The sequence below is a fragment of the Kitasatospora sp. NPDC048298 genome (assembly GCF_043201465.1).
In the GTDB taxonomy this organism is placed as follows: Bacteria; Actinomycetota; Actinomycetes; order Streptomycetales; family Streptomycetaceae; genus Kitasatospora.
Genome location: NZ_JBICYZ010000047.1, coordinates 1 through 15,531, shown reverse-complemented (window position 1 = coordinate 15,531; position 15,531 = coordinate 1). Strand labels below are relative to the sequence as shown.

Here is a 15,531-nt window from a genome sequence, read left to right as displayed (position 1 = left end):
GGCAAAAGCAGCGGCAGAAGCCGTGGCAGAGGCCGCGGAGGACGACTGGGCGCGGCTGCTGCGCCTGCTCGACGAACGCGAGGTCGTGCTGCGCACCACCGGCGACCGGATCGGCTACCTGGCCCCCGCCGGGGCGATGGACGAGGAGCTCACCGGCCTCGTCCGGGCCCACCGCGAGCGGCTGCTCGCCGTCCTGACCGGCGACGGGACGGCCCTGGCGGCCGCGCCGACCGCGGTGGGGCAGTGGCGGATGCGCAAGGCCCACATCGGCTCGGCCGATCCGGCGGTGTGGAACATCACCCAGCGGATCACCGTGCGCGGCCCGCTGGAGCCCGAGCGGCTGGCCGCCGCGCTGACGGCGGTCACCGAGCGGCACGAGAGCCTGCGCACGCGCTTCCCGGACACCGAACTCGGGGTGCTCCAGCAGGTGCTGCCGAACACCCCGCTGGACCTCCCCGTCGAGGACCTGCGCGGGCTCGCCCCGGCCGAACGGGACGCGGCGCTCGCCGAGGCCCTGGACGCCGTGATCGCCCGCCCGTACGACCTGACCGCACCGCCGCTGCTGCGCGCCCGGCTGCTGCGTCCGGCGGAGCAGGAGTGGGTGCTGCTGCTGTCCGTCCACCACATCGCGCTGGACGGCTGGTCGCTGGCCACCGTGCTGGCCGACCTGGGCGCGCTCTACCGTACGGGCGGCCCGCTGCCGGATGCCCCGGGCCGGATGACCGACTACGCCTGCTGGGAGCGGACGGTGGTCACCCGGGCCGCCGTCGCGGCGGCCACCGACCACTGGGCCAAGGTCCTCGACGGCGCGCCGCTCTCGGTGGACCTGCCCACCGACCGGCCGCGCCCCGAGAAGCGCTCCGGGCACGGCGCGACCGCCGAGTTCCGCATCCCGGCGGCCGTGGCCGAGGCGGTCGGACGCTACGCGGCGGCACGCTCCGCCACCGCCTCCGCCGTCCTGCTGGCCGCGCTCGGCCGGCTGCTCGGCTCGCTCAGCGGCGCCCCGGCGCCGCTGGTCCTGCTCTCCAACGCCAACCGCACCCGGCCGGCCGACGAGAAGGTGGTCGGGCTGCTCACCAACAGCGTGCCGATCCTGGTGCCGACCGGGGGCGCCGGCGGGTTCGGGGAGCAGGTGGACCACACCGCCGAGGCGATCGCCTCCGGCCTGGACCACTCGGTGACGGCCTTCGGCCTGCTGGTCGAGCCCCTGCGGGAGCGCGGCATCGTGCTGCCCCCGGTGTTCCCGCAGATCCTGCTCGCCGTCCAGAGCACCCCGTCCATCACCCTCGACCTCCCCGGCCTGACCACCGAGATCGAGGACATCGCCGGCCCCTCCGCCCGCGCCGACTGCTCGTTCAGCCTCACTCCGGACGCCGACGGCTACGCCGGCCAGGTCGAGTACGACGCCGACCTGTTCGACCCGGGCACCATCCGGGGCTGGCTGGACGCCCTGGTGGCCGACCTGGCCCGGCAGTTGGAGGTCCCGCTCGGGTGACCCGGCCGACGGGCCCCGGTGGACGGCGTGCCGTCCACCGGGGCCCGTCGCGTTCCGGCGCGGAAACCCGATGGCCGCGGCGGGGCCACCCATGCTAAAACATGTGACATGTTACAAGGCACCCACATCACCCTTCGCGCCCGTCACGACGCCGACCTGCCGGTGCTCCTGGCCGAGCTGTACGACGACGTCGCGACCCGCGCACGGGCCGACTCCCGGCCCTGGCGGCCCCTCCCGCCGGGCTCGCCGCACTCCCCGTACGTCGTCCCCGAGCCGTCCGACGAGGCCGCCTGCTTCTCCGTGGTCGAGACGGCCACCGGCGAACTCGCCGGCGAGGCGCTGCTGTGGGGCATCGACGCCCACAACCGCGGCGCCCACGTCGGCCTCGCCCTGCTGCCGGGCCACCGGGGCCGCGGCTTCGCACCGGACGTCCTGCGGGTGCTCTGCCACTACGCCTTCCCGGTGCTCGGCCTGCGCCGCCTGCAGCTGGAGACCCTGGCCGACAACGCCCCGATGCTCCGGGCTGCCGCCCACGCCGGCTTCACCGAGGAGGGGCGGCTGCGCCAGGCCGCCTGGGCGTACGGGGAGTTCGTGGACCAGGTCGTGCTCGGACTGCTGGCCGAGGAGTGGCAGGGGTGAGCGAAGGCCCGTCCGGGCTGCGGCCTCTCCCGCACGGGTACACCAACCGCACCGCCGGTGACGGCACGGTCGTCGTGAAGCGCTACGAGGGGCCGGACGCCGAGGAGCGCGGTCGGCGCGAGCACCGGCTGCTGACCCGGCTTCGCGGGCTGCTGCCGGTCCCTCCGGTGCTCGACACCGCGCCGGGCGCGATCACCCTCGGCCACCTGCCCGGGGTGCCCGCGCAGGAACTGCTGGACGCCGGACACGGCCCGGAGGTCCTGGCCGCCTGCGGGCGGGTGCTGCGCCGGCTCCGGTCCGTCGACCCCGGGGCGGCCGCAGAGGGCCCGGCGCCCGAGGGATCGGCACTGGTGCACGGGGACTTCGGTCCCCACAACCTGCTGCTGGACCCGGCCGACTTCACCGTCACCGGCCTGCTGGACTGGGAGTTCGCCCACCCGGGCGAGCCGGTGGAGGACCTGGCCTGGTGCGAGTGGATCGTCCGCACGCACCACCCGGCCCAGGCGGGCGCCCTGCGCCACCTCTTCGACGCGTACGGACAGCCGGCGCCACCGTGGCCGCGGCGCCGGGCCGCGATGCTCGCCCAGTGCGCCCGGCTGGAGGAGTTCTGCCGCCGACGCGACCCGGACGGGCCGGGGGTCCGTCAGTGGCAGGAGCGCGGACGTCTGACGGCGGGCTGGCCGGAGCTCCCCTGACGCCGGGGGAACGTCGACCCGATCCGACCGGGCCCGGCATCCGGCGAGGCGGTCGCGGCGGAGCTCGAGGCCTGCGCAGCACGGCTTGTGACGATCCGTGGACGGATGTGGCGCGCGCCTTCACCGGTCCGCTACGGTCTGGACCAATCAGCGGCCGATCTTCGTCCGGCACCGCTCGGCCGCGCTCCGAAAGCCCCCCCCGGGAGTCGTCATCAGCGCCCAGCCCGCCCCCGTCCCGCTCACGCTCCCCGCGCTCCTGGACCACCGGGCGGCGCTCCATCCCGACCGCACCGCCCTGCTCGTGCCCGGCGGCGGGCGCCTGACCTACGGGCGGTGGCGCGAGCGGGCGGTGCGGGCCGCGCACGGGCTGGCCCGGGAGGGCGTGCGGCCGGGGGACACGGTGGCGCTGCTGTTCACCAACCGGGAGTGGGACGAGTACGCCGTGGCGTTCCTGGCCGCCCACTACGCGGGCGCGGCCGGGCTGGTGATCCGTGAGGACCTCGCCCCGGCCGACGTGGAGCGGCTCGTCGAGGCCGCCGGGGCACGCCGGGCGGTCGCCGGGAGCGGCCCGCGCACCGCGCTGCCCACCTTCACGCTCGACCACCTCGACCTCGACGCCCCGGACGGGACCGAGCCGCCGCACCGGGCCGCCCCCGGGGACCTCGCCCAGATCATCGGGACCTCCGGCACCACCGGCACCCCGAAGGGCGTCCGGGCCGCGCACGCGAGCCTGACCGCAGGACTGGTCCCCGACCCCCGCCCCCGCCCGTACGCCCACTCGCGGCACGCCGTGCACGCCTTCCCGATCGGCACCAACGCGGCCCAGGCGGTCCTGGTGAACGCGCTGACCGCACAGCCCACGACGATCTGCCTGCCGCGCTTCGACGCGGAGGAGTTCGGGCGGGTGGTCGAGGAGTTCGGCGCGGGCACCGTCTTCCTGGTGCCGTCGACGGCGGTGGAACTGCTGAACTCCGGGGTCGCCGGCCGCCGGGACCTCGGCAGCGTGCTGCTGGTCGGCTCCACCGCCGCCGCCCTCCCACCGGCCGTCGCCGCCGGCCTGTCCGCCGCCCTGCCGAAGGCGACGGTCGTCAACACCTACACCTCGGCCGAGGCCTCCCCCGCCCAGATATCCGCGGTCGTGGACCCCGGCCGCCCGGGCTCGTTGGGCCGCCCCACCGACCCGGCCGACCTGCGGATCCTGGACGAGGCCGGCGAACCGGTGCCGCCCGGCGCGACCGGCGAGATCTGGCTGCGCCAGCCCGGCCCGCCTCGCGGGTACGCCGGAGCGGACTCGGACACCGTCTTCCGCGACGGCTGGGTGCGGATGGGCGACCTCGGCCGACTGGACCAGGACGGCTTCCTCCACCTCGTCGACCGGGAGAGCGACATCGTCAAGTCCGGTGCGCTGAAGGTCTCGTCGCTGCGGATCGAAGCGGTGCTGCACGAGCACCCGCAGGTCGCCGACGCCGCCGCGCTCGGCCTGCCGCACCCGGTGATGGGCCAGGTGCCGGTCGCCGCGGTGGTCCCGCTGCCGGGCGGAATCGACCCCGACGGCCTGCGGCTCTTCCTGAGCGAGCGCCTCGCCCGGCCCGAACTGCCCGTCCGTATCCTGGTGTTGGACTCCCTGCCGCGCAACCCGAGCGGCAAGGTGGTCAAGCACGAACTGCGGACCGCCTTCCAGGAGGCCGCACCGGCGGCCGGGCGGGCACCGGAGACGGAGCGCGAGCTGGCCCTGGCCGCCCTGTGGCGGACCGTGCTGGGGCGGCCGGTCCGGGCCGTGGAGGACGAGTTCTTCGCCCTCGGCGGGGACTCGTTCCGCGCCGTCCAGCTGGCCGCCGCGATCTCCGCCGAGTTCGGCGTGGCGGCGCGCACGGCCCTCGTCTTCGAACGCCCCTCGCTGCGCGCCCAGACGGCCTGGCTGGAGCGGGCCGAGGCCGCCCAGGCCGCGCCGGCGGCGGAGTCCGGAACCGAGATGTCGGACTTCCTGCGCTCGCTGCGCGCCCAGCCGCACGACCTGCCGCTCACCTCCCAGCAGGAGAACTTCCTGCGCTGGATGGCCGAGGTCCCGGGCCGCAACGTCGGCTCGGTGGCCGTGATGTTCCGGGTGACGGAGGCCCTGCGGACGGACGTCCTGGCCGACGCCCTGCACGAGGCGATCCGCCGCCACCCCGCGCTGCGGACCGGGTTCGTCCCGGTGCCCGGGGCCGAACCGGGGGTGCTGCGGGCCGTCCTGGACGACGAACCGCGCGCGGACGTGGTGCTGGTGGACGCCCCCGGCGCGAGCGACGACGAGGTGTCGGCACGGCTGGTCGCCGTCCGCGACCGCTTGACGGACGTCGCGTCCGGGCCGATGACCAGGCTGGCCGTGGTGAGCCGGGGCCGGGAGGACCACGTCGTCCTGCTGGCGGTCCACCACCTCGTCAGCGACGGCTGGTCGCTGGGCCCGCTGCTGCGCGACCTGGGCGTGTGCTACTCGGCGCTGCGCCACGGCCGCCGCGCGCCCGCCGCCCGGCCCGGCCCGGAGTACCGCGAGCTGGTGGAGTGGTCGAACGCCCACTGGCCGGCGTCCCGGACGCACTTCGCGGCGGCGCTCGCGGACGCGCCCACGGCGATCGACCCCTTCCCCGGGCGCCGCCACACCGAGGTGGTGCTGAGCGCCGCCCACGCGTTCACGGTGCCCCCGCGGACGGCGGACGCGCTGCGGGCCAGGGCGGCGGAGCTGGGGGCCACGCCGTTCCTCGCGGTGGCGGCGGTCTGGAGCGGCCTGCTGGCGGCCCGCAGCGGACAGCCGGACTTCGTCCTGATGACGCCGGTGCCCGGCCGGACCCGGCCGGAGGCGGAGCGGGCGGTCGGCTGCTTCGTGCAGTCGCTGCTGGTGCGGGTGGACGTCTCGGGCGCGCCCGGGTTCGCCGAACTGCTCGACCGCGTCCGGTCCGCCGCCACCGCCGCGCTCGACCACCAGCTGTACCCGTTCGCGGAGTTCAGCCCGCTGGCGCCGTTCGCGGCCTGGCTGCGGTACGAGAGCTGGAGCGCGCCGGCCCAGCTGCCGGGGGTGGCCTGCGCCGCCTGGGAACTGCCGCGCAACGCCACCGTGCCGTACCCGCTGCCCGGCGGCGACCGGCACGTCCCGGAACTCGCGGTCACCGAGCAGCCGGACGGCGGGCTGCGGTGCTGGCTGCGGTACAACGAGCACGCCTTCGAGGCCGGGGCGGTGACGGCGCTGGCCGAGGACCTCGCCGCCGCGCTGGCGGGGGCGGCCGGGATCTGACGCGGACGTGCGAGGGCCCGGCTCCGCGTGCTGCGGAGCCGGGCCCCACCGCTCAGCCGGTCAGGCGTCCGGCCGCCTCCTCCTCGGTGAGCGCGTCGATCTCGGCGATCAGCAGCGCCTCGATCCGCGCCGCGAGGGCGACCGGCGTGCTGCTCTCGAACACGTCCCGGATGGGGATGTCGAGACCGAGGCCGGCCCGGATCCGCGCGGCGACCCGGGTGACCAGCAGGGAGTCCCCGCCCAGCGCGAGGAAGTCGTCGAACACCCCGACCCGCGGCACTCCGAGCACCTCCTGCCACAGCTCGGTGACCAGCTGCTCGGCATCGGTGCGCGGCGCGACGTAGCCCGCCGGAGCGGCCGGCCCGGGATCGGGCAGGGCCGCGAGGTCGGGCTTGCCGTTCGGGGTCAGCGGCAGCCGGGCCAGGGTGAGCACGGTGTCCGGGACCATGTAGGCGGGCAGCCGCAGGGCGAGGTGCTCGCGCAGCTCGGCCGGCCCGGGCTCGGCACCGGGGCACGGGACGGCGTACGCCAGGAGCCTGCGCCCGTCGCGGACCAGCACGGCGGCCTGCGCCACGGCCGGGTGCGCCGTCAGCGCCGACTCGATCTCCGCGGGCTCGATCCGGTAGCCGCGCAGCTTCAGCTGGGCGTCGCCGCGCCCCAGGAACTCCAGCAGGCCGTCCGCCCGCCACCGCGCCCGGTCGCCGGTGCGGTACATCACCCCGCCGAGGTACGGGTCGGACACGAAGGCGGCCGCGGTCAGGTCGGGCCGGCCCAGGTAGCCGCGGGCCAGGCCGCGGCCGCCGATGTACAGCTCGCCCTCGGCTCCCCGGGGCAGCAGCCCTCCGCGCTCGTCCAGCACGTGGAGCCCCACCCCGGGCAGCGGGCGGCCCAGCGAGGGCCGGCGCTCGGCGTCCGCGGCCGTCAGCTCGGCCGCGGTGACGATCACGGTGGCCTCGGTGGGGCCGTAGGTGTTGACCAGCCGGACGGCGTCCCCGTGCCGTCGGCGCCAGCGGGCGACGGTGTCGGCCCGGGCCTCGGAACCGCCGATGACCACCAGGCGCAGCGCCCGCGGCCAGCGGGTCTGGTCGCCGAGGCCGACGAGTTCCTCCCAGTAGGCCGTCGGCAGGTCGAGCACGGTGACGGCCCGTCCGGCCGGTCCGTCCAGCAGGTCGGGCAGGGTCCGGCCGCCGCCGGGCAGCAGCACGACGCACGCCCCGGCCGTCAGCGCCGGCCAGAGCTCCTCGACGTGGGTGTCGAAGCCGAGGGAGGCGAACTGGACGATCCGGTCGGCGGGGCCCAGCGCGTAGCCGTCCGGGCCCGCCATCCAGTCGACCCGGGCGGACACCGCCGCGTGGTCCACCGCGACGGCCTTCGGCGTCCCGGTGGACCCGGAGGTGTAGAGGACGTAGGCCAGGCCCTCCGGGTCCACCGGGGCGGGCTCACCGGCCGCCGGTCCCGGCACGTCCGCGTGGGTGAGGGCATCGGTGAGGGTGAGGACGGCGTCGGCCTCGCGGAGCATCAGGGCGCGGCGGTCCTCGGGGTGGGCCGGATCGAGCGGGAGGTAGGCGGCGCCGGCCTTCCAGATCGCCGTCAGGGCGACGACCAGGTCGAAGGAGGGCGCCATCGACACCGCGACCACCCGGCCGGCCACCGGGCCGAGCCGGCGCGCCAGTTCGGTGGAGCGCCGGTCGAGTTCGGCGTAGGACAGCGTCCGGCCGTCGCACTCCAGCGCCGGTGCGTCCGGTCGCGCGGCGGCCTGCTCCGCGAACCGTTCCAGCACCGTGCGCACGCCGGCGGGAGCGTCCGGCCCCGCCCCCAGCGCGAGCAGCGCCGCGCGTTCCCGCGCCCCGACGAACCAGTCGCCGTGCAGGGGGAGTTCCGGGTCCTCGACGATCCGCGCGTACAGCTCGCGGCAGCGGCCGGCGAGCGCCTCGACGGTCTCCCGGTCGAAGAGCTCGCGGTCGTAGCAGAAGGAGAGCGTGACGCCGCCGTCGGCGGTGCGCCAACTGTCGAGCAGCAGGTCGGTCTTGGCCTGTTCGAAGCCGGAGTCCATGCTCGCCGTGCGGACGCCCGCGGGCAGCGCGGGCCCGCCGGAGCCGTCCGCGAGCTCGTTCTGGCTCTGGTGGACGAAGACGGCCTGGTAGAGCGGCCCGGCTCCGGTGTCCGCGGGCAGGCCCAGGTGGGTGGCGAGCCGCTCGGCCGGGGCGTCGGGGTGGCTGAGGGCGGCGAGCGCGGCGGACCTGGTCCGCTTCAGCACGTCGCGGAAGCCGGGGTCGCCGGTGAGGTCCGACCTGATCACCGCGGTGCGGTTGAAGTAGCCGAGCAGCGCCTCGTGCGCCTTCTCGGTGCGGCCCGCGAGCGGGGTGCCGACCACGAAGTCCCGGCAGCCGGTCCAGCGCGCGAGCACGCACTGGTAGCCGGTGAGCAGCACCATGAACGGGGTGCACCGCTCCCGCCGGGCCAGCCGGTCGAGGGCGGCGGTCAGCTCGGGGCCGAGGTCGACGGTGACGAACCCGGCGGGCCTGGTGGGGTTCGACGGTCTCGGCCGGTCGAGGGGCAGGCGCAGCGCGCCGGTGCCGGCGAGCCGCTCCGCCCAGTAACGGAACGCCTCCTCGCCCGCCTCCCCGCCGGTCCTGGCCTGTTCGGCGCGGGCGAAGTCGCCGTACTGCAGCGGGAGTTCCGGCAGGTCTGCGGGCTCCTCGCCGATCGCCTCGCGGTAGAGGGCCAGCAGTTCGCGCCACATCGTGCGGAAGGACCAGCCGTCGGCGACGATGTGGTGGACGACGACGCTGACCGCGTGTTCCCGGTCCCCCGCGCTGATCAGGGTCGCGCGCAGGGGCGGCGCGGCGGCGAGGTCGAACGGCGCGTTGACGTACGGGCGGCAGGCGTCGGTGAAGTCCGCCTCGGTGGCGCCCTCGGGCAGTCGGAGGGTGACCAGCTCGATCTCGGCCGGGGGCTGGACCAGTTGGACGGGCTCCGCCGCCTCGGGGCCGTCGACCACGAAGCGGGTGCGCAGGATCTCGTGCCGGGCGGTCAGCCGGGCGAGGGCGGTGCGCAGGGCCCGCGGGTCGATCGGCCCGGTCCAGCGCCGGTTGAGGTACATGTTGAAACCGGCGTCGTCCGGGTGGAGTTGCTGGAGGAACCAGAGCCGGCGCTGTTCGGCGGTCAGGGGGTGGGTGGCGGTGGTCACCGGACGGTCACCTCGGTCTCGGAGCGGTACGGGGGAAGGGGTTCGGCGGCGGTGACCGCGGTGGCGGCGGCCCGGTCCTGGAGGGCCTTCAGCCCGACCAGGTCGTCGGGCTCGGCGTCTGGCACGTCCCGGTCGAAGTGGCGCAGCACCGGGACGGCCAGGCAGACCAGCGCGAGGGCGGCCATGGCGAGGCCGAACAGCAGGTAGAGCAGTCCGATGCCGCGGCCGTCGCCGGTGCCGACGATCCGGCCGACGGTGGAGGCGAGGGCGCCGCCGTGGTCCATCAGCGGCTGGAGGAGTCCGGGGCCGAACGGGGCGACCACCGCGAAGCCGACCGGCAGGGTCGACCAGGCGACCATGGTGTTGACCGCGATCACCCGGCCGTGGAAGCGCAGCGGCACCTTGGTCTGCACGATGGTCGCGTAGGAGCCGTTGAGCAGGGCGAGCGCGAACGTCATGCCGAACGCGCCGAGGGCGACGGTCCAGGTCGACGGGCGCAGCCCGGTGAGCAGGCAGGCCGCGGCGACGGCGAGGGTGGCGAGCAGCACCCCGCGCAGCTTGCGTCGGCGCGGTCCGCCCCAGGCCACCAGGGTGATCCCGCCGAGCACGGCGCCCAGGCCGGCCGCCGTGGACACCCAGCCGGCCGCCGAGAGCGGGGCGAAGGAGAGCACGAGCGGGGTGGTGAGCAGGAACAGCGGGGAGAGGAAGACGTTCAGGACGGCGAAGTACAGCAGCATCGCCCGGAAGTGGCGGCTGCCGAGGGCCCGTCGGAAGCCTTCGCGGATCTCGGCGGGGATGCTCTCCCGCCGGGTGGCGCCCAGCACGTCCGGGAACCGCACGGCCAGAGTGACGGCGATGGCGACGGCGTAGCCGGCCACGTCGAGGGCGAGGATGCCGCCGAGCCCGAGCGCGGCGAGCAGGCCCACGGCGAACAGCGGGACGAGGAACTGGGCGAGGCCGAAGGCCATCTGGACCACGCCGTTGGCGCGGCCGAGGTAGCGCTTGGGGACGAGCTGGGGCACGGCCGCGTTCCAGGCGAGCCGTTGGAAGGAGAGCGCGGCGGACAGCACGGCGACGAGCGCGTAGGCGTGCCAGACCGCCAGGCCGCCGGTGGCGTACAGCAGGAGCAGGACGGCCTGGGTGAGACCGGCGGCGAGGTCGCCGAGGAGCATGGTCCGGCGCCGGTCGCCCCGGTCGACGATCGCGCCGGCGATCGGGGCGGCGAGGATGCCGGGCACCAGGCCGCAGGCGGCGAGCAGCCCGAACTGGGCGAGGGAGCCGGTGCGCAGGTAGATCCAGACCGGGAGGGCGAACTCGGTGAGCGCCGATCCGATCATCGACACCTGCTGCCCGGAGGCGACGGTGAGGAAGCGGCGCATGGTCGGGCGGACGGGCGCCCGCCCGTCGTGCGCCGCCTGCCGTTCGGCGTCCCGGGAGAGCCCGGCCAGCCACCAGGTCGCGCCGTCCGTCCGGCGGTGGCGGTCCTCCTCGCCCTCGGCGATCGACCGGTGGACGCCGCAGACGATGGCGGCGAGTTCGGCGGCCCGGTACTTGAGGTAGAAGTGGCCGGCCTCGTCGAGGACCACCACGGCGGTGGTGTCGGCGATCCGGTGCCACTCGCGGAAGCGCTCCTGGTAGAACTCGGTGGCCGGGTCGCGGTCACCGCAGACCGCGATCACGGGGGCCTTGATCCGTCCGCCCTCGGTCCCGAACATCCGGGTGAAGTACCGCTCGACGTCCTTGGTGCCGGTGCGGCGGTTGCGGACGATCAGCCGCAGCTGTTCCGGCTCCAGGTCGTCGGTGTCCATCCCGGCGGCGGCCAGCCCGTTGATCATGTCCTGGTCGCTGCGCATCCGGTCGAGGAGCTGCGCCCAGCGTTCCCCGACCGCCGCGCCGCGCCCCCTGGGGCGGGCGAAGGGGAAGATGCCGCCGAGGTGGACGGCGTCGATCTCCCGGCCGGCGGCCTCGACCCGGCGGGCGATCTCGACGGCGAGGCGCACGCCGACCCCGCAGTGCCCGTACAGCACGATCCGGCCCTCGACGTTCTCGAGGATCTCGCGCGCGCAGCGGTCGGCGACCTCGTCGACGTCCATCGGTTCCTCGCCGAGTTCGTGTCCGGGGACGGCGATGGAGTGCAGCGCCCAGTCCTCGGGCAGGGCGTCGGCGAGCGGCTTGTAGATCAGTGCGCTGCCGCCGCCGTAGGGCGCGCAGACCACGCTGGCGGTGGTGCGGCGGCGTTCGGGGGTGAGCCGGTGCAGCAGTCCCCGCGGCCCCCGGTCGGCGCCCGGGTCGGCGACCAGCCCGGCGAGTTGCCGGACGGTCGGGAAGCGGAAGAGGTCCATCACGCCGACCGGGGTCGGCAGGTCGGGGAAGGCGCGGCGCAGCCGGGCGACGACCTGGGTGGCGAGCAGCGAGTGCCCGCCGATCTCGAAGAAGTCGTCCAGGGCGCCGACCTTCGCGAGGTCGAGCACCTCGGCCCAGATCGCGGCGATCAGGGTCTCGGTGTCGCCCTCGGGTTCGACGTGTCCGGCGGCCGGGGCGGTGTCCTCGGGTTCGGGCAGCGCCTTGCGGTCGATCTTGCCGTGGGCCAGCAGCGGCAGGCGGTCCAGGACGACGAAGCGGGCGGGGACCATGTAGTCCGGCAGGACCTCGCCGAGTGCCGTCCGCAGGTCGGCCGGGGCGGGGACGGTCGCGCCGCCGGCGCGTTCGAGGTAGGCGACGAGGTTCTGTCGGATGCCCTCGCCCCGGACGGTCACGAAGGCCTGGGTGACGCCGGGCAGCGCGGTGAGCGCGGCCTCGATCTCGCCGGGCTCGACCCGGTAGCCGCGGACCTTGATCTGGTCGTCGGCGCGGCCCAGGTACTCCAGTACGCCTCCCCCGGCCTCCGGCCGGGGGGACCCCCATCGCCGCCAACGGGCGAGGTCGCCGGTGCGGTACATCCGGCCGCCGGTGAACGGGTCCTCGACGAAGCGTTCCGCCGTCAGGTCGGGGCGGCCCAGGTAGCCTCGGGCCAGCCGCTCCCCGCCGAGGTAGAGCTCGCCGGTCACGCCGGGCGGCACCGGCCGGCCGGCACCGTCCAGGACGTAGCAGCGCGCGCCGGCGAGCGGGGTTCCGATCGGGGTGCTCCCCGGGCCGTGCTCCCCCGGGAGGACCTCGTGGACGGTGACGCCGACGGTCGCCTCGGTCGGGCCGTAGTGGTTGAACACCGCGCAGCCGCCGCGGGCGGCCAGGTCGGCGGCCCAGGCCCAGGACGAGGCCTCCCCGCCGAGCACCAGGGCCCGGCGGGGCAGCAGGCGCTCGACCGGGGCGTCGGCGCAGAGCGCGGCCAGGTGGGAGGGCGTCATCTTGAGGTAGTCGAGGGCGCAGGCCTCGATGTGTTCGGCGAGTTCGGCGCCGGAGACGCGGCGCGGCAGCAGGTGCACCCGGCCGCCGGTGGTGAGCGCCAGGTACAGCATCGTGATGCTGAAGTCGAAGGCCAGGGACTGCAGCAGGCCGTAGCGGGCGCCGGGCTCGATCCGCAGTCTCTCCCGGACGCCGGCCAGGTAGTTGAGGATCTCCCGGTGCTGGACCGCGACGCCCTTGGGCCGGCCGGTGGAGCCGGAGGTGTAGATGACGTAGGCGAGGTCGTCCGGTCCGGACGTCTCGGCGAGCGGCTCTTCGTCCCTCGCTTCGCCCGTCGCTTCGTCCGTCGCTTCGTCCGAGAGGTCGACGCGGTCCACGAGCAGTTCGGCGCCCCGGTACCCGGGGAGCCGGTCCCGCAGGTGCGAGTCCGTCACCAGCACGCGCGCGTCCGCGTCGGCCACCAGGTGGGACAGCCGCGCGGGCGGCTGCTCCGGGTCCAGCGGCAGGTAGCAGCCGCCGGCCTTCAGCACGGCGACCAGGGCGACGGCGAGGTCCGGGGACTGCTCCAGGCAGACCGCCACCCGGTCGTCCCGGCCGACGCCCAGGGCGCGCAGCCGCCGGGCCAGGGCGGTCGCCCGCGCGTCGAGTTCGCGGTGGGTGACGGTGGCGTCCTCGAAGACCAGCGCGGGGCGGTCGCCGGCCTGCCGGGCGGCCTGCGCGAGCAGCGCGGTCAGCGTCGCCGGTCCGCCCTCGGGGAGCGCCGGGCCGGCGGCCCATCGTTCGACCAGGTCGCGGCGCTCGGCTTCGGTCGACAGCGGCAGGTCGTCGACGGCCCGGTCCGGGTCGGCCGTGGCCGCCGTCATCAGGACCTCGAAGCGCTCGACGAGCCGTCGTACGGTGTCGGCGTCGAAGAGGTCGGTCCGGTAGGTGATCAGGCCGAAGAGCCCGCCGTCCTTCTTCTCCCGCAGGTAGAACGCGAGGTCGGAGTGGCTCGTGGTGGCCGCGTGCCCGAATCCCTCGGCGGGGGCGGCGGGGGCGGTGGAGGCCGCGCGCTCGCCGTAGTTCTGGTAGGCGAAGGTCGTCTGGAACACCGCCGATCGGCTGACGTCGCGCTCGATGTCCAGGTCCGCGACCATCTGCTCGAAGGGCACCTCCTGGTGGGTGTAGGCGTTGAGCGTCGTCTCGCGTACCCGGCCGACCAGTTGTCCGAAGGTGAGCCCCTCCGCCAGCCGGGCCCGGATCGGCAGCATGTTGACGAAGGCCCCGACCACCCCTTCCAGTTCCCTGTGGAGGCGGCCGGCCACGGCCGAGCCGATCGCGAAGTCCCGCTGGCCGGCGTGCCGCCCGAGCAGCACCTGGAGCCCGGCCATCAGCACCATGTACGGGGACGCCCCGTGGGCGCGGGCGAACTCGGCGAGGGCTCGGACGAGTTCCGGGCTCCAGTGCAGTTCGACGGCCGCGCCGTCGAAGGTGAGCAGCGGTGGCCGGGGGCGGTCGGCGGGCAGGTCCAGGGCGGGGACGTCGGCGAGTTCGGTGCGCCAGTAGTCGCGGGAGGCGGCCAGGGCGCCGCTGTCCAGCCGGTCGCGCTGCCAGCGCGCGTAGTCCCCGAACTGTACGGGCAGGGGCGGGAGTTCGTTCTCGGTGTGGTGGGCGTACCGGGCGTAGAGCAGGTCCAGTTCCCGGTTGAGGATGTCGATGGACCAGCCGTCGCCGACGATGTGGTGCAGGACCAGGGCGAGGACGTGGTCCTCGTCGGCGAGCCGGACCAGCAGGGCCCGTAGCAGCGGCCCGGCCGCGAGGTCGAAGGGTCTGGCGACCAGTGCCCCGATCTCCTCGGCGGCTCTTCGCCCGGGGTCGGGGTCGTCCGAGGCGTCCAGGTAGGCGGCGGCGAAGGGGCCCGGTTCGACGACCAGGACCTCGGCCCGGCCGTCCTCGGTGACCGGGAAGGCCATCCGCAGGCCCTCGTGCCGCGCCAGCAGGGCGGTCAGGGCGGCGTCCAGGGCCGGGCGGTCCAGCGGCCCGCGCAGCCGGCGGGCCGGGGCGAGCGTGTACGCCGTCCCGCCGGGCGAGAACTGGTCCATGAACCAGAGCCGTTCCTGTCCGCTGGACAGGGGCGGCGCGCTGCCCTCCGGGCGGGGCTCGACCACCCGCACCGGGGCCGCCGCGGCGGCGGCGCGCAGGCGCTGGGCGAGGAGGGATCGTTTGGTGGCGGACCAGTCCGCGGGCAGGTCCTGGGTGTCGGTCATCGGCAGTCCGTTCGGGGGTGGAGCGGGAGGGGCGGAGCGGCGGGGCGGTCGACGGCTGGACGGTCGACGGCGGGGCGGTCTCCGACTGGGCGGTCGACGGCGGTCAACGCCGCTCGCGCACGACGTCGGCCAGCGCGGCCGGGGTGGAGGCGTCGAAGAACAGGTCGAAGGCGAGGTCGACCCCGAAGGAGGCGCGGATCCGGGCGGTGATCTGGATGATCGTCAGCGAGTGTCCGCCGAGGTCGAAGAGGTCGTCCTCGGGGCCGATGCCGGGGGCGCCCAGGACCTCCTCCCAGATCGCCAGGATGCTCGCGGTGAGGTCGTCGGCCTCCGCCGGGCCCGCGGTGACCGCGCGCGGCGGGGCGGGCAGCGCGCGCCGGTCGAGCTTGCCGCTGGTGGTGAGCGGCAGGCGGTCGAGGGCCACGAACTGCCGGGGCACCATGACGGCGGGGAGGGTGCGCAGCAGGTGGTCCCGCAGGTCGGCGTCGGCCGCCGGCGCGCCGCCGGGTGCGGGCACCTGGTAGCCGACCAGCGCGGGCTCCCCCTCGGCCTGCTCGCAGACGGCGACGGCCGCCGCCGCGACGGCCGGGTGGTCGAGCAGCGCGGCCTCGATCTCGCCGAGTTCGATCCGGTGGCCGCGGATCTTCACCTGGTCG

General features: G+C 75.8%; 7 protein-coding genes. 4 read left to right on the top strand and 3 right to left on the bottom strand.

From position 1 onward, the window contains the following. The first annotated feature begins 22 nt into the window (after nucleotides 1–22). The 4 genes from ACGF0D_RS29305 to ACGF0D_RS29290 all read left to right on the top strand — a co-directional run bounded on the left by ACGF0D_RS29305 (nucleotide 23) and on the right by ACGF0D_RS29290 (nucleotide 6,097). Entirely contained in the window at nucleotides 23–1,495 is a 1,473-nt protein-coding gene (locus tag ACGF0D_RS29305) for a condensation domain-containing protein (RefSeq protein WP_392921292.1), read from the top strand. Nucleotides 1,496–1,603: 108 nt separating this feature from the next. After that, complete coding sequence (locus tag ACGF0D_RS29300; protein WP_392921289.1) at nucleotides 1,604–2,134, top strand: GNAT family N-acetyltransferase; 531 nt, start codon at nucleotides 1,604–1,606, stop codon at nucleotides 2,132–2,134. After that, nucleotides 2,131–2,829 (top strand): phosphotransferase family protein, encoded by a 699-nt coding sequence (locus ACGF0D_RS29295; protein WP_392921286.1) that lies wholly within the window; start codon nucleotides 2,131–2,133, stop codon nucleotides 2,827–2,829. The genes ACGF0D_RS29300 and ACGF0D_RS29295 overlap by 4 nt, the downstream gene beginning before the upstream one ends. 97 nt (nucleotides 2,830–2,926) lie before the next feature. Further along, nucleotides 2,927–6,097 carry an AMP-binding protein gene (locus ACGF0D_RS29290; RefSeq protein WP_392921283.1) on the top strand — a complete coding sequence of 1,057 codons (3,171 nt, stop codon included), beginning with the start codon at nucleotides 2,927–2,929 and terminating at the stop codon, nucleotides 6,095–6,097. Nucleotides 6,098–6,149: 52 nt separating this feature from the next. On the opposite strand, the gene ACGF0D_RS29285 is transcribed toward ACGF0D_RS29290, so the two are convergent. From ACGF0D_RS29285 to ACGF0D_RS29275, 3 genes are all read right to left on the bottom strand, one after another. Next, nucleotides 6,150–9,287 (bottom strand): amino acid adenylation domain-containing protein, encoded by a 3,138-nt coding sequence (locus tag ACGF0D_RS29285; RefSeq protein WP_392921280.1) that lies wholly within the window; start codon nucleotides 9,285–9,287, stop codon nucleotides 6,150–6,152. Further along, a complete protein-coding gene (locus ACGF0D_RS29280; protein ID WP_392921277.1) occupies nucleotides 9,284–14,875 on the bottom strand; it encodes an amino acid adenylation domain-containing protein in 5,592 nt (1,863 codons plus the stop codon). The genes ACGF0D_RS29285 and ACGF0D_RS29280 overlap by 4 nt, the downstream gene beginning before the upstream one ends. Before the next feature lie 103 nt (nucleotides 14,876–14,978). Next, nucleotides 14,979–15,531: phosphopantetheine-binding protein (locus ACGF0D_RS29275; protein ID WP_392921274.1), on the bottom strand; the 553-nt coding region annotated here is incomplete at its 5' end.

What these genes read in the sequence shown, in the direction of transcription:
- ACGF0D_RS29300 (WP_392921289.1), top strand. Translation starts at nt 1,604, where the DNA reads ATGTTACAAGGCACCCACATCACCCTTCGCGCCCGTCACGACGCCGAC.
- ACGF0D_RS29280 (WP_392921277.1), bottom strand. Translation starts at nt 14,875, where the DNA reads ATGACCGACACCCAGGACCTGCCCGCGGACTGGTCCGCCACCAAACGA.